Genomic DNA, 22,443 nt, shown 5'->3' with positions numbered 1-22,443 from the left:
CTCCTTGACAACGCAACGTACCAAGCCTGATACTGAATTTGCATTCACTGAATACAGATTCAGCAGGAGCGTGTCATGACTCAGCTCGTCCTCGTCGCGGGCGCCGGACCCACCGGCCTCACCCTCGCCCTCGATCTCGCTCGCCGGGACATCCCGGTCCGGATCGTCGACAAGGCGGCCGTCTTCTTCGCCGGATCTCGCGGGGACGGCATCCAGCCGCGCACCCTGGAAGTCTTCGACGACCTGGGGGTGTTGGACGCGGTGCTGGCGGCCGGAATGCCGACACCGGTGATGCGCGTGCATCTGGGCGGGCAGTTCGTGGCCGAGCGCAGAATGAGCGAGCCGGTCGAGCCGACCCCCGCGGTCCCCTACCCGAACCTGTGGGTGCTCGGCCAGTCACGCACCGAGGCAATCCTGCGCGACCGGCTCGCCGAGTTCGGCGTACACGTGGAACTCGGCACCGCATTGACCGGTTTCACGCAGGATGACGACGGCGTCACCGCGACCCTGGAACGCGACGGCGCGCGGGAGACCGTCCGCGCTGCCTATCTGGTCGGCGCGGACGGCGGCAAGAGCACCGTGCGCAAGACACTCGGCATCCCGTTCGAAGGCAGCACCGACGAATCGCTGCGGATGCTGCTCGGCGACGTGCGCGCCGACGCGCTCGATCACGAGGTCGGCTACTGGTTCGCCGCCGCCGACGAGCCCATGCAGGGCATCGCGCTGTCCCCGTTGCCCGGCGAGCGTCGATTCCAGTTCGCCGCACCGCTGACCGGCGACGCGCAGCCGAGCCTCGAGCTGCTGCAGGAGTACGTGGACCGCTACTGCGGACGCGACGACGTCACCCTCACCGACCTGACCTGGGTGACCGTGTGGCGGCCGAACATCCGCCTGGCGCGGCGTTTCCGCGACGGCCGGGTCTTCCTGGCCGGGGACGCCGCCCACGCACACCCGCCCACCGGCGGCCAGGGGATGAACACCGGCATCCAGGATGCCTACAACCTCGGCTGGAAGCTGGCCGCCGCGCTCGCCGGTGACGACACCCTCCTGGACAGCTACGAAGCCGAACGCAGGACCGTGGCCGCCAAGGTGCTCGGGCTCAGCTCCGAGCTGCTGGACAAACTGGTCGACGGCGACGAGGACGCGATGGAGCGCGGAGCGGAGACCCGGCAACTGGACATCAGCTACCGCGACCCCGCCGTCCGCGAGCAACTGGCCGTCGGCGACCGGGCGCCCGACGCGCCGGTGAAAGACGAGCACGGACGGCCCGTCCGGTTGTTCGACCTGTTCCGCGGGCCGCACCCCACGGTGCTGTCATTCGGCGTGCCGGCCGAGGCCGGGCCGCATGCGTTCGCGGTGGTGCGCCCCGGGGAGCATGTGGCCGGGCCGCACGTGGTGGACGTCGACGGGCATGCCTACGCGGCCTACGCCGCGGCCGAGGGCGCCCGGGTGCTCGTCCGGCCGGACGGCTACATCGGCGCGCTCAGCTGAAGAAACTGCCGATGGTGTCCCAGCCGAGCACCGAGTCCACGGCGAGGCCGCAGAACACCACGGCCAAGTAGTTGTTCGACTGCAGGAACAATCGCAGCGGCTTCACCGACTCGCCGCGCCGCACGCCCGCGTACAGCTGGTGCGCCATGAGCAGGAACCACGCTCCGGCCACCAGCGCCACGGCCGCGTAGATCACGCCGGTGGCGGGGACCAGCGCGAGCGTGGTGAGCACGGTCAGCCAGGTGTAGACGACGATCTGCTTGGTGACGGCCCGCTCGGTGGCGACCACCGGCAGCATCGGCACGCCCGCCGCGCGGTAGTCCTCCTTGTAGCGCATCGCCAGCGCCCAGGTGTGCGGCGGCGTCCAGAAGAAGATGACGCCGAACAGCGCGACCGCGGGCCAGCCGATGCCGCCGGTCACCGCCGACCAGCCGACCAGCGCGGGCATGCAGCCCGCCGCGCCGCCCCAGACCACGTTCTGCGAGGTGCGGCGCTTGAGGCCCAGCGTGTAGACGAAGACGTAGAACAGGATCGTCGCGATGACGAGCACGCCGCTGAGCAGGTTGGCCTGCCACCACAGCCAGGCGAACGAGCCGACGCCGAGAGCGACGCCGAACACGAACGCGTTGCGCGTGGGCACCGCCTCCCGCGCCAGCGGCCGCTTGGCGGTGCGCTTCATGACCTTGTCGATGTCGGCGTCGGCGACACAGTTGAGCGTGTTCGCGCTCGCCGCACCCATCCAGCCGCCGAACAGAGTCGCGAGGATCAGGCGGATGTCGACGGTGCCGCGGTCGGCCAGCAGCATGGTCGGGATCGTGGCGACCAGCAGCAGCTCGATCACCCTGGGCTTGGTCAGCGCGATATAGGCCAGGACTCGTCGCATCAGCCGGGACGGTAGGCCGGGACCCGTGAACCGGTCGGCCAGCGCCGTCGCGGAGGAGCCGTGCGCACCATCGCCACCCGGCTGTTGCCCAATCCGCACTGTCTCTCCTCGCACGCTGTGCATCGCATCCGGCATGGACCAGCAGTGCGCTCGTCCCGGTGGCACGGATGTGCCCGCGCCGGACTTCGGTCCGCCCCGGCGCCCCTTCCGACCGGTGCGGCGCGACTACTACTACAAAGGATGGTAGACCCCCGCCACCGCCGCCCCTTTCCTCGCCCCCGAGCAACACCGCCGGTAGGTGACGCCCCCAACGGCCTGTCCCGCACCGCGAGGACGGCCTTCCGGCAGTCGCCGAACCGGTCCGCGCTGCTCGGATTCGAGCAGTTCCCCTCGCCCCCGCGCTCCCGACATGACGGTTGCGTTGCCGAAGACACCTGCGGTCCGGCGAACCCCTCCTCCACAAAGCAGAAAAATCCTGTTCCCGAGTTGCACGCGGGCGAATACACCGCGCCCCGAACGGCCGTTTCCAGCAACTCACGCAGCGCAGCACATGAAACAGACGCTTGGTCAGTATCTCGTCATGGCCGGTCGCGGCGCCTACGAGCGCGTTCGCGGCGCGCTTCGACGTCGGATTACGCGAAGCGCCCGCGCCGCAGGGCCGGGTCTCCGTCGCTCGCATGCCGCCCCTGCAAGGCCGCGAACACACCGCGCCCGGCGAAACACCCACCTGCGAACACACAGCGCAACGGGCCCCGCGAAACCAAGACAGGGTTAATGGTGTGCCGGTCACCGGGCACATCTAGGGTAGTTGGGTATACCCGGTGAGCACGCCGTAGCTGCCGCGCGATCATCGCCGTCAGAAACCCACCCGCCGTCGACGAAACCAATGTCAGGAGAACCTCGGTCGTGTCGATCACAGACGACATCCGCGCCCTCACTCAGCCGAACCACCCGGACGACTGGACGGATCTGGACACCAAGGCTGTCGACACCATCCGGGTCCTGGCCGCCGAGGCGGTGCAGAACGCCGGAAACGGCCATCCCGGCACCGCGATGAGCCTGGCGCCGCTGGCCTACACGCTCTACCAGCGCACCATGCGCATCGACCCGAGCGATCCGAGCTGGGTCGGCCGGGACCGGTTCGTGCTGTCCTGCGGGCATTCCAGCCTGACCCAGTACATCCAGCTCTACCTGGCGGGTTACGGTCTGGAGCTGGACGATCTGAAGAACCTGCGCAAGTGGGGCTCGCTCACCCCGGGCCACCCGGAGTTCCGGCACACCGACGGCGTGGAGATCACCACCGGCCCGCTCGGCCAGGGCCTGGCCTCGGCGGTCGGCATGGCGATGGCGGCGCGGCGCGAGCGCGGTCTGTTCGACCCGGACGCCGCGCCCGGCACCAGCCCGTTCGACCACTTCATCTACGTCGTCGCCTCCGACGGTGACCTGGAGGAAGGCGTCACCTCCGAGGCGTCGTCGCTCGCGGGCACCCAGCAACTGGGCAACCTCGTGCTGGTCTACGACGACAACAAGATCTCCATCGAGGACGACACCACCATCGCCTTCACCGAGGACGTCGCGAAGCGATACGAGGCCTACGGCTGGCACGTGCAGGTGGTCGAGGGCGGCGAGGACGTCGTCGCCATCGAAGCCGCGCTGGAAGCCGCCAAGGCCGAGACGGGCAAGCCCTCGATCATCGTGCTGCGCACCATCATCGGCTACCCGGCCCCCAGCAAGATGAACACCGGCACCGCCCACGGCGCGGCGCTGGGCGCCGACGAGGTCGCCGCCACCAAGAAGGTCCTCGGCTTCGACCCGGACAAGAGCTTCGACGTGGACCCGGCCGTCATCGAGCACACCCGCAAGGTCGTCGACCGCGGACGCGAGGCGCACGCGCAGTGGCAGAAGTCCTTCGACGCGTGGGCCGCGGCCAACCCGGAGAACAAGGCGCTGTTCGACCGCCTGATCGAGCGGCGGCTGCCGGAGAACTGGACCGCGAATCTGCCCGTCCACGAACCGGATCCGAAGGGGATGGCCACCCGTAAGGCGTCCGGCAAAGTGCTCGCCGCGCTGGCGCCGGTGCTGCCGGAGCTGTGGGGCGGTTCGGCCGATCTCGCCGAGTCCAACAACACCACCATGCCCGACCAGCCCAGCTTCGGGCCGGAGTCGATCTCCACCGGTATGTGGAAGGCCGACCCGTACGGCCGGACCCTGCACTTCGGCGTTCGCGAGCACGCGATGGGCGCGATCCTCAACGGCATCGCGCTGCACGGCCCGACCCGGCCGTACGGCGGCACCTTCCTGGTGTTCAGCGACTACATGCGTCCCGCCGTCCGCTTGGCCGCGCTGATGCGGGTGCCCGCGATCTACGTCTGGACCCACGACTCCATCGGCCTCGGTGAGGACGGCCCGACGCATCAGCCGATCGAGCACCTCGCCGCGCTGCGCGCGATCCCGGGCCTGAACGTGGTCCGTCCGGGCGACGCCAACGAGACCACCTACGCCTGGCGCACCATCCTGGAGCGCGACAGCAGCGAGCACCGGTCGCACTTCTCGGTGTCCGAACTGCCGCACCAGGACGGCCCGTCCGGGCTGGCGCTGACCCGCCAGGATCTGCCGATCCTGGAGGGCACCAGCTACGAGGGCGTATCGAAGGGCGGCTACGTGCTGGCCGAGGCGTCCACGGGCACACCGCAAGTGATCCTGATCGCCACCGGTTCGGAGCTGCATCTCGCCGTCGCCGCCCGCACTACGCTGGAGGAGCAGGGCGTCGCCACCCGCGTGGTGTCGATGCCGTGCGTGGAGTGGTTCGACGCGCAGGACAAGGCTTACCGGGACGAGGTGCTTCCGCCCGCGGTCGCCGCTCGCGTCGTCGTCGAAGCCGGTATCGCGATGCCGTGGCACCGGTTCGCCGGTGACGCGGGCGAGATCGTGTCGATCGAGCACTTCGGCGCCTCCGCCGACTACAAGACCCTGTTCCGCGAATTCGGCTTCACTCCGGAAGCCGTCGTTGCCGCCGCGCAGCGCACGCTCGAGAACGTGAAGGGATAAGCGCTCATGGCTCAGAACGAGAATCTCGCCGCCCTGTCGGCGGCGGGAGTGTCCGTATGGCTCGACGATCTGTCCAGGGACCGGATCCGCTCCGGCAACCTGCTCGAGCTGATCGAGACCCGGTCCGTCGTCGGGGTCACCACCAATCCGACGATCTTCCAGGGTGCGCTCAGCCAGGGCCACGCCTACGACGGCCAGCTGAAAGAGCTTGCCGCGCAAGGCGCGGACGCCGACGCCGCGATCCGCACCATCACCACCGATGACGTCCGCGCGGCCTGCGACGTGTTCGCTCCGGTCTTCGAGGCGACCGGCGGCGTGGACGGCCGGGTCTCCATCGAGGTCGACCCGCGTCTGGCGTTCGACACCGACCGCACCGTCGCGCAGGCGGTCGAGCTGTGGAAGATCGTCGACCGGCCCAATCTGTTCATCAAGATCCCCGCCACCGAGGAGGGGCTGCCCGCCATCACCGCGGTGATCGCGGAAGGCATCAGCGTGAACGTCACGCTGATCTTCTCGGTCCAGCGCTACCGCGCGGTGATGGGCGCGTACCTGGAAGGGGTGAAGAAGGCCAAGGTCGGCGGCCATGATCCGGCCAAGATCCATTCCGTCGCCTCGTTCTTCGTCTCCCGTGTGGACACCGAGATCGACAAGCGCCTCGAGGCGCTGGGCACCGAGGAAGCGCTCGCGCTGCGCGGCAAGGCCGGCATCGCCAACGCCCGCCTGGCCTACGCCGAGTACCAGGACGTGTTCGACGGCGGCAAGCACACCTCGACGTTCCTGAACCTGGCCGCGTCGGGCGCGAATCGGCAACGCCCGCTGTGGGCCTCGACCGGGGTGAAGAACCCGGAGTACCCCGACACGATGTACGTCACCGAGCTGGTCGCCTCCAACACGGTGAACACACTGCCGGAGAAGACGCTCCAGGCGGTCGCCGACCACGGCGTGATCGGTGGCGACACGGTCGCGGGCAAGGCGGAGGAGGCCCAGGCAGTCTTCGATCGGCTCGCCGCGGCCGGCATCGACCTCGACGACGTCTTCGCGGTGCTCGAGCGCGAGGGCGTGGACAAATTCGAGAAATCCTGGGAGGAGCTGCTTTCCGCCACCGCCGACGAGCTGAAGTCGGCGTCGACCGGGAACGGCTGATCGATGGCGGAGGCAGCGCCCGCGGATCGGCCGGACGCGGTCGAATGGCATAACCCGCTGCGGGAAAAACGGGACAAACGCCTTCCGCGCATCGCCGGCCCGTGCAGCATGGTCATCTTCGGCGTCACGGGCGACCTGTCGCGCAAGAAGCTGATGCCGGCCATCTACGACCTGGCCAACCGGGGGCTGCTGCCCCCGGCCTTCGGCCTGGTCGGGTTCGCGCGCCGCGACTACGCGGACGAAGACTTCGCCCAGGTGGTGCTGGAGGCGGTCAAGGCGCACGCGCGTACCCCGTTCCGCCAGGAGGTCTGGGACCAGCTTTCCGAAGGCATCCGGTTCGTCCAGGGCAGCTTCGACGACAACGCGGCGTTCGACCGGCTCGCCGACACCCTCACCACGCTCGACAAGGAGCGCGGCACCGGCGGCAACCACGCGTTCTACCTGTCGATCCCGCCGAACATGTTCCCGGTCGTGCTCGATCAGCTCTGCGCACACGGCTTGGCGCAGACGACCGGGCCGGACGCGGCACGCAAACCCTGGCGGCGGGTGGTGATCGAGAAACCGTTCGGGCACGACCTGACGAGCGCGCAGGAACTCAACGCGCTGGTCAACGGGGTGTTCCCGGAGGAGCGGGTGTTCCGCATCGACCATTACCTGGGCAAGGAGACGGTGCAGAACATCCTCGCGATGCGCTTCGCCAACCAGCTCTACGAGCCGATCTGGAACGCCAACTTCGTCGACCACGTGCAGATCACCATGGCCGAGGACATCGGCCTCGGCGGTCGCGCGGGGTACTACGACGGCATCGGAGCCGCGCGCGACGTGATCCAGAATCACCTGCTGCAACTGCTGGCGCTCACCGCCATGGAGGAGCCGATCAGCTTCGAGCCCAAGCAATTGCAGACCGAGAAGATCAAAGTGCTCTCCGCGACCCGGCTCGTCGAACCGCTGGACGAGACCACCGCGCGCGGACAGTACACCGAGGGGTGGCAGGGCAGCGAGCACGTGGTCGGGCTGTCGGAGGAGGAGGGGTTCGACCCGAATTCGACGACCGAGACCTACGCCGCGATCCGGCTGGAAATCGACACCCGCCGCTGGGCGGGCGTCCCGTTCTTCCTGCGCACCGGAAAACGGCTGGGCCGCAGGGTCACCGAGATCGCGGTGATCTTCAAGCGGGCGCCGCACCTGCCGTTCGACCAGACCATGACCGAGGAGCTCGGGCAGAACGCGCTGGTCATCCGGGTGCAGCCGGACGAGGGCATCACCACCCGGTTCGGCTCGAAGGTGCCCGGCTCCGGCATGGAGGTGCGTGACGTCAACATGGACTTCACCTACGGCGAGGCCTTCACCGAGTCCTCTCCCGAGGCCTACGAACGCCTGATCCTCGACGTGCTGCTCGGGGTGCCGTCGCTGTTCCCGGTGAACGCGGAGGTCGAATTGTCCTGGCGCATCCTGGATCCGGTGCTCGCGCACTGGGCCGCCGAAGGCAGGCCGGAGCCGTACGAGGCAGGTACCTGGGGTCCGGCCTCGGCCGACGAGATGATCGCCCGCACCGGGCGGGAATGGCGGCGCCCGTGATCGTCGACATGCCCGAGACCAAGACCGGCGAGGTCACCAAGCGGATCGTGCAGCTGCGCGAGAGCAACGGCGTGATCACCGTGGGCCGCGTGCTCACCCTGGTGGTGTGCACGCTGGACAGCTCCGAGGCCGAGGACGCGATCGACGCGGCGAACGAAGCCAGCCGCGAGCATCCCTGTCGCGTGGTGGTGCTCGCGCGCGGCGACCGGGAGGCCGCCACCCGGCTGGACGCGCAGATCCGCGTCGGCGGCGATGCGGGTGCGGCCGAGGTCATCGTGCTGCGGCTGCAAGGCGAGCTGGTCAATCACGAGAGCAGCGTCGTCACCCCGTTCCTGCTGCCGGACACGCCGGTGGTCGCCTGGTGGCCGCGCGGGGCGCCGGAGTTCCCGTCCAAGGATTCGGTGGGCCGCCTGGCGGGCCGCCGCATCACCGACGCCACGTTCGCGCCCGATCCGCAGGCGGCGATCAAGAAGCGACTGCAGTCCTACGCCAGCGGCGACACCGATCTGGCCTGGAGCCGGATCACGTACTGGCGGGCCCTGCTGGCGGCGGCCATGGACGAGCCGCCGTTCGAGCCGGTCGATTCGGTGACGGTGTCCGGGCTGCGCGACGAGCCCGCCCTCGACATCCTGGCCGGTTGGCTGGCCGCCCGGCTGAACTGCCCGGTGCGCAGGCGCACCGGGCCGCTGCAAGTGGAACTGCACCGCCCCACCGTCTCCATCGCGATCGAACGCCCGCAGACGGGCCGCACCGCCACGTTGACCCGCACCGGTGAACCGGTGCAACGAATCGCCCTGGCGCGCAGAGAGACGCGCGACTGCCTCGCCGAAGACCTACGCAGGCTGGACGCCGACGAGACCTACGCGGAGGCGCTGGCCGGACTCGAGAAGGTGATCTATGAGTGAGCACACCGATTCGCCGTTCCCCAGCGACACCGTCGAGGTGCACCTCGACACCGAGTCGCTGGTGGCCGCCGCGGCGGCCCGCTTCGTCTCGATCGTCGTCGCGGCCCAGGCCGAGCGGGGTTCCGCCTCGGTCGTGGTGACCGGTGGCGGCACCGGCATCGCCCTGCTGGAACAGGTGCGCAAGTCGCCCGGCGACATCGACTGGTCTCGAGTCGACGTGTTCTGGGGCGATGAGCGTTTCGTGCCCGCGAACGACCCGGAGCGCAACGACCTGCAAGCCAGGCAGGCGCTGTTCGACCACGTGCCGGTGGACCCGGCGCGGGTGCATCCGGTGGCCGTCTCCGACGGCGAGTACCCCGACCCGGTGGAGGCGGCCGCCGAGTACTCCGCGACGGTGCACGCCCACCTCACCGAACACGGCGCGTTCGATCTGCATCTGCTCGGCATGGGCGGCGAGGGGCACGTGAATTCGCTGTTCCCGCACACCGACGCCGTGCGTGAGGAGCACGAACTCGTCGTCGCCGTCACGAATTCGCCGAAACCGCCGCCGGTGCGGGTGACGCTCACTCTGCCCGCGATCCGCCGCAGCCGGCACGTCGTCCTGGTGGTCGGCGGCGCGGGCAAGGCCGAGGCGGTCGCCGCGGCCATCGGCGGCGCGGAGCCGGTGGAGGTGCCCGCGGCCGGTGCGACGGGTATCGATTCCACCACGTGGCTGCTCGATCAGGACGCCGCGTCCGCCCTGCGCTGAGCACCCCTGGACCCTGAGTTCGTAAATTTGTCCGCCGCCAGGCGTGATTACCGGAAGAACGACGTCGGAAATCGCAGCCGAACGGCGGACTGTACGAGATGATCGGTCGGTGACCGAGCAGGCAGTGGACCTGGACGAGCGGTTCCGCATCGCCGTCGCGGCACTTCCCCCGCGACCGAGCCGTCCGGCGGACGAGCCGATCGCGCCCGGCGGCGCGATCACGGGCACGGCGTGCCTGGAACTGTTCGAAGCGCAAGCGACGAGCAGGCATCTCGATCTCGCGGCCCGCCGCCTCGGCAAGGCCCGGCGCGGTTTCTACAGCATCGGATCGTCCGGTCACGAGGGTAATGCCGCCGTGGCGGCCGCCCTGCGCGTCACCGACCCGGCGCTCTTGCACTACCGGTCCGGGGCGTTCTTCGTGCACCGCGCCCGGCGCGTGCCCGGACTGGACCCGATCCGGGATGTGCTGCTCGGCGTGGTCGCCGCGGCGGCGGACCCGATTTCCGGCGGGCGGCACAAGGTTTTCGGCAGCGCGGCCGCCGATGTCATCCCGCAGACCTCGACCATCGCGTCGCACCTCCCGCGCGCGGTCGGATTGGCGTTCGCGATCGCTCGGGCGGCGAGGCTCGGTGTAGCGAGCCGGTGGCCCGCCGATTCGGTGGTGGTGTGCAGTTTCGGCGACGCGTCCGCCAACCATTCCACCGCGGCCGGGGCGATCAATGCCGCCATTCACACCGCGAGCCGGGGGATCGCGATGCCCGTCCTGTTCGTCTGTGAGGACAACGGCATCGGGATCAGCGTCCCCACTCCCCCGGAATGGATCGAGCAGGCGTACGGCAGCCGCCCGGGCCTGGCGTACTTCCACGCGGACGGCTGCGCCGCCCTCGACGCACTGACCACCGCCGACGCTGCCGCGCGATGGGTGCGCGACCACCGTGCGCCCGCGTTCCTGCATCTGCGGACCGTGCGGCTGCTCGGTCACGCGGGATCGGACGTCGAAACCGCCTACCGCCGCCCCGCCGACCTCGCCGCCGACCTCGCTCGCGACCCGCTGCCCGCCACCGCGCGACTGCTCGTCGAATCCGGCGTAGCCACACCCGCCGAAGTGCTCGACCGCTACGCCGAGCTGGGCCGCCACGTCGCCGCGGCCGCCGAACTCGTCACGGCCGAACCGAAACTCGCCTCCGCCGCGGCCGTCGTCGCACCGATCGCCCCGTCCCGTCCGGCGCTCGTGCGCGCCGACGCGCTGCGCACCGGACCGCTGCCCCGCGACCATGCCGACACCGGACGGGCGATAGCGCGCCTGGATGCGCCGCCCCACCGCAACGGCGCTGCCCGGACCGATCCGACGACCCTCGCGCAGGCGATCAACGACACCCTCGCGAGCCTGCTGCAACGGGATAGCGACGTGCTGGTGTTCGGGGAGGACGTCGGCCGCAAAGGCGGCGTGTACGGCGTGACGAAGGGATTACAGAAGACGTTCGGCGCGCGCCGGGTGTTCGACACCCTGCTGGACGAGCAGAGCGTCCTCGGCACCGCTCTGGGCGCGGCGCTGGCCGGATTCGTCCCCATTCCCGAGATCCAGTACCTCGCCTACGTGCACAACGCCGCGGATCAGATCCGTGGCGAAGCGGCCACGCTGTCGTTCTTCTCCGACGGGCGCTACCGGAACCCGATGGTGGTGCGCATCGCCGGATACGCCTATCAGAAGGGCTTCGGCGGCCACTTCCACAACGACAACTCGGTGGCCGCGCTGCGTGACATTCCCGGCGTCGTGCTGGCCTCCCCGTCCCGCGCCGACGACGCCGCGGCGATGCTGCGCACTTGCGCGTCCGCCGCGCGAGTGGACGGCAGGGTGTGCCTGTATCTCGAGCCCATCGCGCTGTACCACACCCGCGACCTGCACCATCCGGGAGACGACGGCTGGCTGGCGCGCCCGTCGGCGGCCGACCACGTCGAGATCGGCCGAGCCCGCGTCTACGGCGACGGGGCCGACTTGACCCTGGCCTGTTTCGCCAACGGCGTCCCGATGAGCCTGCGCGTAGCGCGGCGGCTGGCCCGGCGCGGGTTCCACGCGCGCGTACTCGACCTGCGCTGGCTCGCGCCGCTTCCGGTGGACGATCTGCTGCGGCACGCGCATGCGACCGGACGGGTCCTCGTCGCGGATGAGACCCGCCGCAGCGGCGGCGTGTCGGAGGCGGTGTGCACCGCTCTGATCGACGCGGGTTTCACCGGCCGTCTCGCGCGCGTCGCCGGCGAGGACAGTTTCGTTCCGCTCGGTCCGGCCGCTGCGACGGTGCTGCTGGACGAGGACCGGATCGAAGCCGCGGCCCTCCGGCTCCTCGGCGACGAGACCGGCATGCGGCCGCGGCGCGCCGAGGCCCGGCATTCCCCGGAATTCGATTCGGCCGGGGAATAGTGGAAATACAGTGAGGGAACGGTGACCAGCAGTGGAAAGGACTCGCGATGACCACGATGTCCATGCTCGGCGAGGTGCGACCGGAGCACGAGCACACGGCCGACGGCGACCTGGTGCTCCTGCACTACTTGCGGTCGTTCCACAAGCCCGTGCTGGACGTGTGGTCGGCGGCCACCGAGCGCGGCCAGCTCTCCCGCTGGCTCGGCGCCGTCTCCGGCGGTAACGGCAACCTCACCATCGACTTGTTCGACGGTCCCGTCCCCGGCCCCGTCGCGGTGCGCGTGGACCACTGCCAGGCGCCGCACGAACTGGTCGTACACATCGACGGCTGCCTGCTCGAAGTCCGGATGAGTCAGGTCGGCGTGGTCACCACCGTGGAACTGACCCGCCGCCACGTGTGCCCCGCCGACGCCGGCGCGATCGGCCCACGCTGGCAGTACCTGCTCGACCGCCTCACCGCCTATCTCGACTACCAGCCGCTGCCGCGGTGGTCGGACTACCCGAAGCTGGCCGGGGAATACCGCTAGGCCCCTCGGCTCAGTAGAAGAACCCGGCGACGCCCCAGCCCGGCCGCGCCTGCGCCTCCCGGATCCACGCGACGCACGATTCGATGGCGGCGAGCACCTCGTGGTCGACCTCCTCTCGTTGCGGCGGGGTGGTCGATTCCCACTGCACCAGCGCTTCCGCGCACTGCTCCGGGGTCCACTCGCCGTAGCCGGGCAATTCGTCGGGCTGCGGCAACGAGGGCGGCAGCGAGTGATACATGAACGCGCGGACGCTGACCGCTTTGATGCCGAGCGTGGCCAGGCCGTCATCGATGTGGTCGAGCCAGCGGCCACGGAACGCCGAGAAGTAGCGGTTGTCCACGAACCGGCCGTAGAACTGGCAGATCGTCTGGTAGGCGTAGCCGTACTGGAAACCGTAGGCCGGGTCGAACGGGCCGCCGTCGATGACGGCGCGCACCGCCTCGTAGCGGGTGGGCGCGCCGGCCGCGATCTCGTCGGCGAACCAGTCGTCGTCATGGGTCAGCTGGGCCTTGAACCGGCCGCCGATCATCCGCCGGAGCTTGTCGTCCCGGGACCCGATGGCGCCGGAGATCCTGTCCAGTTCGACGACGTAGATGCTCAGGCTATAACTCATTCACCGAACATTAGCGGTGCCCACCGACAACGAACGCCACTGAGCCCGAAGGCGATTCGCCTCAGGCCGGAAGCTCGGCCGGGTGCGCCGCGAGATGGGCGAGATGGGCGGTGAGCACCGCGTTCACCTGCTCGGTCCGCTCCAGCTGCACGAGGTGGCCTGCGGCGGCGATCTCGGTCACCGCGCGCAGGTCGGCGAGGTGCGCGCGCATGGTGGCCAGCGGGTCACGACCACTGAAGCCTTCCATGTCGGGATCGCGCTCGCCGTACAGGAAGTAGGCGGGCACAGTGACTTTCGCGTCCGCGTAGTCGGCGGTGAGTTCCCAATTGCGGTCCAGGTTGCGGTACCAGTTCAGCCCGCCGGTGAACCCGGTGCGTTCGAAATCCGCTGCCAGCGCGTCCAGCTCGTCCGTGCCGAGCCAGCGCCACGGCAGTGCGGGCGCTTGCGGCAGCACGTCGAGGTAGCCGGTGCCCTCGGCCGGGAAGCGCCAGGTGTCCAGGTAGTGGTAGTCGCCGCTGAGCGCGTAGTACACGCGGGCCAGGAACTCCCGTGGCCGCGTGGCCAGTTCCTCGTCCGCCACGCCGGGGGTCTGGAAATAATGCAGGTGCAGGAAGTGCCGAGCCGCGGCTTTCGCCCACAACTGCGACGGCGCGCGCGATGGGCGCGGCGCGAACGGATTGTTCAAGACGATGACGCCGCGCACTCGCTCCGGTGCGCGCAACGCCAGCTCCCACACCAGTGCCGCACCGAAGTCCAAGCCGACGAACACCGCCTGCTCGGCGCCGACGTCGTCGAGCAAGGCGAGCAGATCACCGCAGACCGCGCGATTGGTGTACGCCTCCGGGTCGGCCGGGGCATCGGTCCGGCCGTAGCCGCGCAGGTCCGGCGCCAGGGCGCGGTACCCCGCCGCGGCGACCGCGGGAAGCTGGCGATGCCAGATGTACCAGGTGTGCGGGAAGCCGTGGCAGAAGACCACCGGCTGCCCCGTTCCCTGCTCGGCGACGTGCATACGGACACCGCCGGTCGTCACGAACCGATGCGTCAGTTCCACTCGGACCTCCAAAACCTAGAACACGTTATCGTTTCACGGTAATGTTCCGGTTTCGTGAGCGGAATACCCGAGAGGCTCGAAGGCAAGGTCGCGGTGGTCACCGGCGCCAGCCGCGGCATCGGCAAGGGGATCGCGCTGGAACTCGGTGCGGCGGGCGCCACGGTGTTCGTCACCGGACGCTCGGCGGCGCAGGGACGGCTACCCGGCACCGTACACGCCACGGCCGCGGAAATCGATGCCGCGGGCGGGACCGGCATCCCGTTCGTGTGCGATCACCGCGACGACGACGCGGTGGAGCGGTTGTTCGAGCTGATCCGCACCGAGCACGGCAGATTGGACGTGCTGGTGAACAACGTCTACAACTCCCCCGCCGCCGCGCGCTGGCTGGGCAAGCCGTTCTGGGAGGTGCCCCCCGCGGCGTGGGACGAGTCGTTCGACGTCGGCGTCCGATCCCATTACGTGGCGAGCTATTTCGCCGCTCCGCTGTTGATCGAATCGGGCGGGCTGATCGTCAACATCTCTTCGCCGGGGGCCCGCAGGTACATGCACAACGTCGTGTACGGCGTCGCGAAATCCGCTCTGGACCGGCTCACCGCCGACTTGGCGCACAACCTCGCGGGCACCGAGGTGACCGTGCTCTCGCTCTGGCCCGGCATCGTGAACACCGAACTGCTGCAACTGGTCCCGGCCGACGCGGAAGGCAGGCGGCTGGTCACCTTGCCCGGGGAGGGCACCTTCGACCTCGGCGACGCGCAGACGCCCCGTTTCACCGGCCGTGCCGTCGTCGCGCTCGCCACCGACGCGGGGCGACGCTCCCGCACCGGATTGCCCTGGCCGGTGGCCGATCTCGCCGAGTACTACGGGTTCACCGACATCGACGGCCGCATTCCCCGTATCGACTGATCCGGTCGGAACGCGCCGAGGAAGCGCTGCACCGAGCGCGGCGCAACCGGCCGCGCTCGCCACGCCGGATACACGTGCGAGGGCGGCGCGTCGGGGATGTCCGGATAGACGACGATGGGGGCGCCTTGTGTCTCGGCGGCGCTCCCGGCGGTGTCCGGTGCGATCTGGGCCGCGGTTGCGGCGGCGACGCTGTTCGGAGGGACGTTCGTCGGGATAAGCATGCTCGCGATGCGAGTCGGCGCCGAGTCGACCGACGGGCTGCGGCGGCGCCGCCGAACGCCGGGTACGGCGCCGGACAGATCCTCGGACCGGTAGTGGTAGCCCAGTGATCGGGACGAGTTATCCCGCCGCCGCGTTCGTCATCGCCGCGACCGTGCTCGGTGTGGCGACGCTCATGGCGAGCGCGGTGCGCATCGGGATCAGGCGAACTTGATCTCCAGGCCGATGCCGAGAATGGCGATCAGCCAGATGACGCCGGTGAAGATGGTGACGCGGTCGAGGTTCTTCTCCACAACGGTGGACCCGGACAGGCTGGACTGCACGCCGCCACCGAACAGGCTGGACAGACCTCCACCCTTGGCGCGGTGCAGCAGCACCAGCAGCACCAGCAGCACGCTGGTGATGATCAGGAGGATATCCAGGAACATCCGCATGCCGGACAGTGTATGCGGTCGATGCGATCGCACCGAATCAGGCACTCGGCCGGACGGCGTCAGCGCCGGTCCACCGCGACCAGGTGGGTGACCTGCTCGCCCTCGACGGCGCCGAACTTCGCGACGGCCTCCTCCCGCAGCTGATCCTGAGCGGTGAGCCGCACCTGATGCTGGTGCATGTGCTCGGCCCACGACCGTACGACGAACGCCTCGACGAAGCGGTCGACCACCCCGACGTCGCGATAGAGCCGCCATTCCATCGCGCCGGTGCGCTGCCGGGACCGGCCGACGAAGGCCATGGCGGCGAAGAATTCCTCGACGCTCTCCGGCGGCACGTCGTAGCTGCGCAGAATCAGCACCGGACCGTCATCGGGATCGGGCACCACCGCGAGTTCGGGTTCCGGCCAGAACGCCGACGGGGTCAGATCGAGCACCTCGGGGTCGTTCCGGATCGGCAACCACACCGTGCTCACCGCGCAGAACGCCAGCAGCACCGCGGCCCACAACAGCGCGGGCACCGAGCCGATCGCGTCGGCGACCAGACCCCAGACCAGCGAACCGATCGCCTGGCCGCCCATGAACACCAGCAGATACACCGACAGCCCACGCGCCCGCACCCAGCCGGGGAGCAGCAGCTGCATGGTCGCGTTCATCGTGGACATCGCCAGCAGCCAGGCGAGCCCCGCGAAGACCAGCAGCGCCAGCACCACCGGCAGCACGCGCAGCAGCGCGGTGCCCGCCGTGGCCGTCCCGAACAGGATCGCGGCGATGGTGAGGCGCTGTGTCGGGGTCAGCCACGCCCGCAATCGGGACAGCGCCGCGGCGCCGAGCACCGCGCCGACGCCGAGCGCGCCGAGCATCAGCCCATACCCCGACGACGACAGCCCGAGCCGGTCGCGCGCGATCACCGGCAGTAGCGCCCACACCGCGCTCGCGGGCGCGATGAACAGGATCGAGCGCAGCAGCACCCGGCGGATCGCGGGCGCCGCGCGGATGAACCGGGTGCCGGCCTGCAACGCCGCCAACGGGCGCTCGGTGGGCAGGCGCCGGTCGGTAGCCGGACGGCGCCAGACCGTCAGCACCGCGACGATCCCGACGAACGACACCGCGTTCAGCGCGAACACCAGCGTCGGCCCGGACAGCGATACCAGCGCGCCCGCCAGCGCGGGCCCGACCGCCCTGCCGATGTTGATGTTCATGCTGCCCAGCGCGGACGCCGCCGGAATCTGCTCGCGCGACACCAGCTCCGGTTGGATCGCCTGCCAGGCCGGGGCGGTCAACGCCTGGCCGCAACCGAGCAGGAACAACAAGGTGAGCAGGACGGCGGGGGTGGTGTGGCCCGTCGCCGTCGACACGGCGAGCACCATGGCCAGCACCGCCATCGTGGACTGGGCCCCGAGCAACAACCTGCGCCGGTCCACGAGGTCGGCGATCACCCCGGACGGAATGGCCAGCAGCATCACCGGAAGCGTGATGGCGGTCTGCACGAACGACACCAGCGCTGCCGCGTTGGGCTGGTCGACCATGATCCACTGCGCGCCGACGGTCTGCATCCAGGTGCCGAGATTCGACACCAGCTGCGCCACCCACAGCGCGCGGTACACCGGTGCACGCAGCGGCGCCCAGGTGGAAATCGGGGTCGGCGCGGCAGTCGTCACGCGCCGAAGCTTAGTCGCGGCGAGGACCCCGTCCCGATGGCCCGTCCGGCGCCCGGTCCGCCGTACGCGCCGTCGTCGCGGCGAGCAGCAACGCCACGATCAGCAGCGCGGCGCCCGCCAGCCCCGAGGCTCTGAGGCGTTCGCCCAGGACCACCGCCGCCAGCGCCGCGCCCGTGAGCGGTTCGAGCAGCGCCAGCACCGCGGCGATGCCAGGGCCCGCGTCCGCCAGGCCGCGGAAGTACAGGGTGTAGGCGACCGCGGTGGGCGCGAGTCCGAGCACCAGAACCAGCGCGATGCTGCCGGGCGTCGGGGCGAATGTCAGCCCGCTCACCGCGGCGAGCGGAGCGAGCAGCATCGCGCCGCCGGTGAACCCGAGGCCCGTGGTGGTCATCGCGTCGAGCCCGGGCACCGGCGCCGCGTTGAGCACGGTGACCGTTGCGAACGCCGCCGCGGCCACCGCCGCCAGTGCCGCGCCCAGCAGCAACGCGCCCGCACCGGCACGGCCGGTCGGCACACCGACCAGCAAGGCCAGTCCGCCAAGGGCGATGCCGATCGTCACCGCGCGGCGCCGGTCCACCGCATGCCTGCCGGTGACGTGTTCCAGTCCCGCCACGACCACCGGCGACATACCGATCGTGATCAGCGTCGCGAGGCTGACCGACGACGCCGCGACGGCGCCGAAGTAGGCCGCCTGGAAGACCGCGGCGAGGACGGCGACCGCGCCGATCCGCCGCCACGACGACGGATCCCGCGGCCACGGCCGCCGCGCACCCGCGAGCAGGGCCACCAGCAGCAGCCCGCCCACGGCGAGGCGGCAGGTGGCCACCGAGACGGGCGGCAGACCGGTGGCCCGATGGACCAACGTGCCGAGCAGACCGCCGGTACCCCAGAGGAGTCCGGCGCCGACGAGATGGACCAGCCCCGAACGGGCGGCAGAGGACACAGATGAGGACATGAGAGTTCGCGCTCCTGCGACGAAAGGGATTGGGGTCGCGGAAGCGAGGTGCACAACGGTGCCGCAAGGAGCGCGCTCACCGCACGGTGGCGCGCTGGATACCTACACCTCGCTCAGGAGGCGGGCGGCGGGGTGATCGGGAAGCATCGGTGCACGGCACAGATCCTAATGCAGCGCGGACCGAGTCATCCCATGAGTCGCGGATCAGGTCCGCGTGGAGAGTGCCGGAAGGCCGCTGAGACCGGTGCGAACACGGTCGGCCCCCGTCGGTAGCATCGGCGCATGGCGGCACTCTTCGCACGATCAGCACCGCTCGTCCTGGTCGCCCTCTGCGCGATCGCGGCGTGCTCGAGGGGAGAGCCGGACCGCGGCGACGAGCCGACCCCGGTGGGCCGCACCTTTCTCTCGACGGACGTCGAAGGCACTCCGATTCCCGGCGGCGGACCGCTCACGATCAGCTTCACCGAAGATCGAGTGGCGGCCGACGCGGGCTGCAACAAGTTCACCGGCGCGGTCTCCCTGGACGATCAGGTACTGCACGTCTCCGGCCTGGCCACCACCCTGATGGCCTGCGAGGACGAACGGTACGGCGCCGACGAATGGCTCAGCGGCCTGCTGAATTCCCGGCCCGCCTGGCGGCTGGACGGCTCGCGGCTCACCCTGCGCAGTCCCGATCGCACGGTGACCTTGCTCGACAAGAAGGTCGCTCAACCGGACAAACCGGTCAAGGGCACATCCTGGCTGGTCACCGCGCTCATCACCGACAACAGCCGGATCCGATCGCGCGCCATAGACGAGGCGCAGCCGACGCTCACCATCGCCGAGGACGGCAGTGTCTCCGGCAGCACCGGGTGCAATCGTCTCACCGGCAGCGCCGAGGTGTCCGGTACGCGGATCACCTTCCGGATCGCCACCACGAAGATGCTGTGCTCGCCGGAGGTGATGGAGGTGGAGCAGTCCGTGCTGAAGGCCCTGGACGGCAAGACCACCGCCACGGTGGACGCCGGGACGCTGACCCTGCACAACGACAACGGCGCGGGCCTGGTTCTGCACGCGCCGTGAGCGTCCCCGCTACCGCTTCCTGGTGAGCACCACGCGGTCGGCGATCCGCTCGGCTTCACCGGGCGGCGCGAAGAAGATCTCCATGACCACCCGGTCGGCCGACTCCAGACGGATCAGCGTGCGCATCGGGATGGTCTTGCCGACGAACTGCGGGCCGAGCACACCCGGATCGGTGAATTCCCCGGCCATGACGATATCGAGGTCGCCACCGCTTCCCTTCGCGCCCTTGTAGCTCATCGTCATCGGCGTGACGCTGTCGACCGTGGTCCATTCGTAGCGGTTGTCCGCCGGTCCGAACCCGAGAAGTCCGAGCCGGTAATACGCACCGCTGCCGTGGATGTCCTCGGCTTCCTCACGCAGGAAGTTGTAGCCCGTCTCGGCGATCCATTCCCAGCGCGAAACGATCTCCCGCCTGGTCGGATTGTCCGCCGTACCGCCCGCGACGAAGGTGGACTTCTCTCCCTTCCACTCTCCGACGAGCTGATCGAGCCTGCGATGTCCGGCGTCCCGCCCCTCCGCAGGCACCGCGGTGGCAGTACGCGACGCCGCGCCGTGCTGATCGTGATCTTGGGACGAGCCGCCGGAACAGCCGACCAGGGTGGCCAGCGCGACGAACGCGACCGGAAGTGCGCGGGACAGCTTACGAAGAGTCACGAAAATCCTTGCCGAGCTGGGAGTTCGAGCTCCGACATCATCGCACGAGCGGCGCCGGCCGAGGGCCCCCTATCGCTCTCGGCGTAAACGGAAACAGCCCGGTAGCGCTCGAAGCGATACCGGGCTGTCGAGTGCCGTGCCTGCTCAGGGCAACGGGCCGCCCGCGGCGATCGCGGAGAGGGTGGCGAATTCGTCACCCTTGAGCGAAGCGCCGCCGACCAAGGCACCGTCGATATCGGTCTGCGCGACCAGTTCGCCGACGTTCTTGGCGTTCACCGACCCGCCGTAGAGCACGCGGACGCCCGCCGCGACCTCCGGCGAGGCCAGCTTCTCCAGCTCCCCGCGAATCGCGCCGCAGACCTCCTGCGCGTCGGCGGGGGTGGCGACCTTGCCGGTGCCGATGGCCCACACCGGCTCGTAGGCGATGACGATCTTCGAGATCTCCTCCGCCGTCAGGCCTTTCAGCGATCCACGCAACTGCTCGAGGTTGTACTCGACGTGCGTGCCCGCCTCACGGATGTTCAAGCCCTCGCCGATGCACACGATCGGGGTGATCCCGTGCTTCAACGCCTGCTTGGCCTTGGCCAGCACGGTGGCGTCGACCTCGTTGTGGTACTGCCGCCGCTCGGAGTGCCCGACCACGACGAAGGTGCAGCCCAGCTTGGCGAGCATGCTCGCGCTGATCTCACCGGTGTAGGCGCCCGACTCGTGCACCGAGACGTCCTGGCCGCCGTAGGTGAGCAGGAGCTTGTCCCCTTCGACCAGCGTCTGCACGCTGCGGATGTCGGTGAACGGCGGGATCACCGCCACGTCCACCTTGTCGAAGTACTTCTCCGGTAGCGCGAACGCGATCTTCTGCACCAGGGCGATGGCCTCGAGGTGGTTGAGGTTCATCTTCCAGTTGCCCGCGATGAGCGGTTTGCGTGCCATGCTCAGCCCTCCAACACCGCGATGCCGGGCAGTTCCTTGCCCTCCAGGTACTCCAGCGACGCGCCGCCGCCCGTGGAGATGTGCGAGAAGCCGTCCTCCGGCAGGCCGAGCGCCCGCACGGCCGCGGCCGAGTCGCCGCCGCCGACCACAGTGAACGCGCCCTTGCCGGTGGCGGTCACGATCGCCTCGGCCACCCCGCGGGTGCCCGCGGCGAACTTCTCGAACTCGAACACGCCCATCGGCCCGTTCCAGAAGACGGTCCTCGCCTCGGTCAGCAGCGCCGAGAAGCGGGCGACCGACTCCGGACCCACGTCCAGGCCGAGCCAGCCGTCCGGGATCTCGTGCGCGGGTACCACTTTCGACTCCGCGTCGGCGGCGAACTTGTCGGCCACCACGATGTCGCGCGGCAGGTGGATGACGTCGGCGTACTGTTCGAGCAGCCGCTTGCAGGTGTCCACCATCTCCTCCTGCAACAGCGAGGCGCCCACCGAAAGCCCTTGTGCCGCAAGGAAGGTGAAACACATGCCGCCGCCGATCACCAGCGTGTCGACCTTCGGGGCGAGCGCTTCGATGACCGCCAGCTTATCGGAGACCTTCGACCCGCCGAGCACGACCGCGTACGGCCGGTCCGGCTCCTCGGTCAGCTTGGCCAGCACCTCGACCTCGGCCGCGACCAGCGTGCCCGCGTAGTGCGGCAACTGCTCGGCGACGTCGTACACCGACGCCTGCTTGCGGTGCACCACGCCGAAGCCGTCGGAGACGAACGCGCCGTCGTCGCCGACCAGCTCGACCAGCGCGGCGGCCAGCTTGGCCCGGTCGGCGTCGTCCTTGCTCGTCTCGCGCGGGTCGAACCGGATGTTCTCCAGCAGCAGCACGTCACCGTCGGTGAGGCCCTCCGACCGAGCGAGCGCGTCCTGGCCCACCACGTCACCGGCGAGCTGGACGTTGCGGCCCAGTTCCTCGGCGAGCCTGGCCGCCACCGGCGCCAGGGAGAGCTTCGGGTCCGGCGCGCCCTTCGGCCGGCCGAGGTGCGCGGTCACGACGACCTTGGCGCCCGCCTCGGCGAGCGCCTTGATGGTCGGCGCCGACGCGACGATGCGGCCGGGATCGGTGATCTGTCCGTTGTCGTCGAGGGGAACGTTCAGGTCGGAGCGCACCAGCACGCCCCGGCCCTCCACACCCTCGCCGAGCAGATCCGCGAGTGTCTTGACAGCCATGCGCG

General features: G+C 69.9%; 19 protein-coding genes. 10 read left to right on the top strand and 9 right to left on the bottom strand.

Annotated elements, in window-relative coordinates:
* Positions 1–75 precede the first annotated feature (75 nt).
* Positions 76–1,491: an FAD-dependent monooxygenase gene (locus NNI01S_RS04530; protein WP_063017782.1), complete on the top strand. Its 1,416-nt coding sequence runs from the start codon at positions 76–78 to the stop codon at positions 1,489–1,491.
* Here NNI01S_RS04530 and NNI01S_RS04525 read toward each other — a convergent pair.
* Entirely contained in the window at positions 1,484–2,473 is a 990-nt protein-coding gene (locus NNI01S_RS04525) for a heme o synthase (protein ID WP_084488472.1), read from the bottom strand. The genes NNI01S_RS04530 and NNI01S_RS04525 overlap by 8 nt on opposite strands.
* 807 nt (positions 2,474–3,280) lie before the next feature.
* On the opposite strand from NNI01S_RS04525, the gene tkt reads away from it, so the two are divergent.
* The 7 genes from tkt (at position 3,281) to NNI01S_RS04490 (ending at position 12,742) form a co-directional block, all read left to right on the top strand.
* Positions 3,281–5,422, top strand: a complete 2,142-nt coding sequence (tkt, locus tag NNI01S_RS04520) for a transketolase (protein ID WP_063017773.1) — start codon at positions 3,281–3,283, stop codon at positions 5,420–5,422.
* A 6-nt stretch (positions 5,423–5,428) separates the two neighbouring features.
* Positions 5,429–6,565 (top strand): transaldolase, encoded by a 1,137-nt coding sequence (tal, locus tag NNI01S_RS04515; protein ID WP_063017771.1) that lies wholly within the window; start codon positions 5,429–5,431, stop codon positions 6,563–6,565.
* A gap of 3 nt (positions 6,566–6,568) precedes the next feature.
* Positions 6,569–8,143: a glucose-6-phosphate dehydrogenase gene (zwf, locus tag NNI01S_RS04510; protein WP_063017769.1), complete on the top strand. Its 1,575-nt coding sequence runs from the start codon at positions 6,569–6,571 to the stop codon at positions 8,141–8,143.
* On the top strand, positions 8,140–9,048 hold the full coding sequence (gene opcA / locus NNI01S_RS04505) for a glucose-6-phosphate dehydrogenase assembly protein OpcA (RefSeq protein ID WP_174554364.1): 909 nt from the start codon (positions 8,140–8,142) through the stop codon (positions 9,046–9,048). The genes zwf and opcA overlap by 4 nt, the downstream gene beginning before the upstream one ends.
* Positions 9,041–9,796: a 6-phosphogluconolactonase gene (pgl, locus tag NNI01S_RS04500; protein WP_063017765.1), complete on the top strand. Its 756-nt coding sequence runs from the start codon at positions 9,041–9,043 to the stop codon at positions 9,794–9,796. Before opcA ends, pgl begins: the two co-directional genes overlap by 8 nt.
* Before the next feature lie 109 nt (positions 9,797–9,905).
* On the top strand, positions 9,906–12,215 hold the full coding sequence (locus tag NNI01S_RS04495) for a thiamine pyrophosphate-dependent enzyme (protein ID WP_084488470.1): 2,310 nt from the start codon (positions 9,906–9,908) through the stop codon (positions 12,213–12,215).
* A gap of 47 nt (positions 12,216–12,262) precedes the next feature.
* A complete protein-coding gene (locus NNI01S_RS04490; RefSeq protein WP_063017763.1) occupies positions 12,263–12,742 on the top strand; it encodes an SRPBCC family protein in 480 nt (159 codons plus the stop codon).
* A 10-nt stretch (positions 12,743–12,752) separates the two neighbouring features.
* Here the strand turns inward: NNI01S_RS04490 and NNI01S_RS04485 are convergent, their stop codons facing one another.
* Positions 12,753–13,355 (bottom strand): DUF7691 family protein, encoded by a 603-nt coding sequence (locus NNI01S_RS04485; RefSeq protein WP_063017761.1) that lies wholly within the window; start codon positions 13,353–13,355, stop codon positions 12,753–12,755.
* A 61-nt stretch (positions 13,356–13,416) separates the two neighbouring features.
* Complete coding sequence (locus tag NNI01S_RS04480) at positions 13,417–14,364, bottom strand: alpha/beta fold hydrolase (protein ID WP_063018680.1); 948 nt, start codon at positions 14,362–14,364, stop codon at positions 13,417–13,419.
* Positions 14,365–14,460: 96 nt separating this feature from the next.
* On the opposite strand from NNI01S_RS04480, the gene NNI01S_RS04475 reads away from it, so the two are divergent.
* Complete coding sequence (locus tag NNI01S_RS04475) at positions 14,461–15,309, top strand: SDR family NAD(P)-dependent oxidoreductase (RefSeq protein WP_063017759.1); 849 nt, start codon at positions 14,461–14,463, stop codon at positions 15,307–15,309.
* A 419-nt stretch (positions 15,310–15,728) separates the two neighbouring features.
* Here NNI01S_RS04475 and secG read toward each other — a convergent pair whose 3' ends face one another.
* Genes secG through NNI01S_RS04455 form a run of 3 tightly spaced genes read right to left on the bottom strand, consistent with a single transcriptional unit; the run spans position 15,729 to position 18,575 of the window.
* Positions 15,729–15,962: a preprotein translocase subunit SecG gene (gene secG / locus NNI01S_RS04465; RefSeq protein ID WP_039798855.1), complete on the bottom strand. Its 234-nt coding sequence runs from the start codon at positions 15,960–15,962 to the stop codon at positions 15,729–15,731.
* 59 nt (positions 15,963–16,021) lie between these two features.
* Positions 16,022–17,620: an MFS transporter gene (locus tag NNI01S_RS04460; protein WP_063017755.1), complete on the bottom strand. Its 1,599-nt coding sequence runs from the start codon at positions 17,618–17,620 to the stop codon at positions 16,022–16,024.
* A gap of 10 nt (positions 17,621–17,630) precedes the next feature.
* Positions 17,631–18,575 carry a DMT family transporter gene (locus NNI01S_RS04455; RefSeq protein ID WP_063017753.1) on the bottom strand — a complete coding sequence of 315 codons (945 nt, stop codon included), beginning with the start codon at positions 18,573–18,575 and terminating at the stop codon, positions 17,631–17,633.
* Positions 18,576–18,857: 282 nt separating this feature from the next.
* Between NNI01S_RS04455 and NNI01S_RS04450 the strand changes: the two genes are divergently transcribed.
* Positions 18,858–19,637 carry an META domain-containing protein gene (locus tag NNI01S_RS04450; RefSeq protein ID WP_063017751.1) on the top strand — a complete coding sequence of 260 codons (780 nt, stop codon included), beginning with the start codon at positions 18,858–18,860 and terminating at the stop codon, positions 19,635–19,637.
* Positions 19,638–19,646: 9 nt separating this feature from the next.
* Here NNI01S_RS04450 and NNI01S_RS04445 read toward each other — a convergent pair whose 3' ends face one another.
* The 3 genes from NNI01S_RS04445 to NNI01S_RS04435 all read right to left on the bottom strand — a co-directional run bounded on the left by NNI01S_RS04445 (position 19,647) and on the right by NNI01S_RS04435 (position 22,438).
* The gene (locus tag NNI01S_RS04445; protein ID WP_063017749.1) at positions 19,647–20,291 is read right to left on the bottom strand and encodes a DUF1579 family protein; all 645 of its coding nucleotides are present in this window, start codon (positions 20,289–20,291) and stop codon (positions 19,647–19,649) included.
* 144 nt (positions 20,292–20,435) lie between these two features.
* Positions 20,436–21,221 carry a triose-phosphate isomerase gene (gene tpiA / locus NNI01S_RS04440; RefSeq protein WP_063017747.1) on the bottom strand — a complete coding sequence of 262 codons (786 nt, stop codon included), beginning with the start codon at positions 21,219–21,221 and terminating at the stop codon, positions 20,436–20,438.
* 2 nt (positions 21,222–21,223) lie between these two features.
* Positions 21,224–22,438 carry a phosphoglycerate kinase gene (locus NNI01S_RS04435; RefSeq protein ID WP_063017745.1) on the bottom strand — a complete coding sequence of 405 codons (1,215 nt, stop codon included), beginning with the start codon at positions 22,436–22,438 and terminating at the stop codon, positions 21,224–21,226.
* Between the last annotated feature and the right edge of the window lie 5 nt (positions 22,439–22,443).

Source organism: Nocardia niwae NBRC 108934 = DSM 45340, assembly GCF_001613465.1.
Classification (GTDB): Bacteria; Actinomycetota; Actinomycetes; order Mycobacteriales; family Mycobacteriaceae; genus Nocardia; species Nocardia niwae.
The sequence above is the reverse complement of the archived record's forward strand: the minus strand, read 5'-3'. Positions and strand labels throughout refer to the sequence as shown.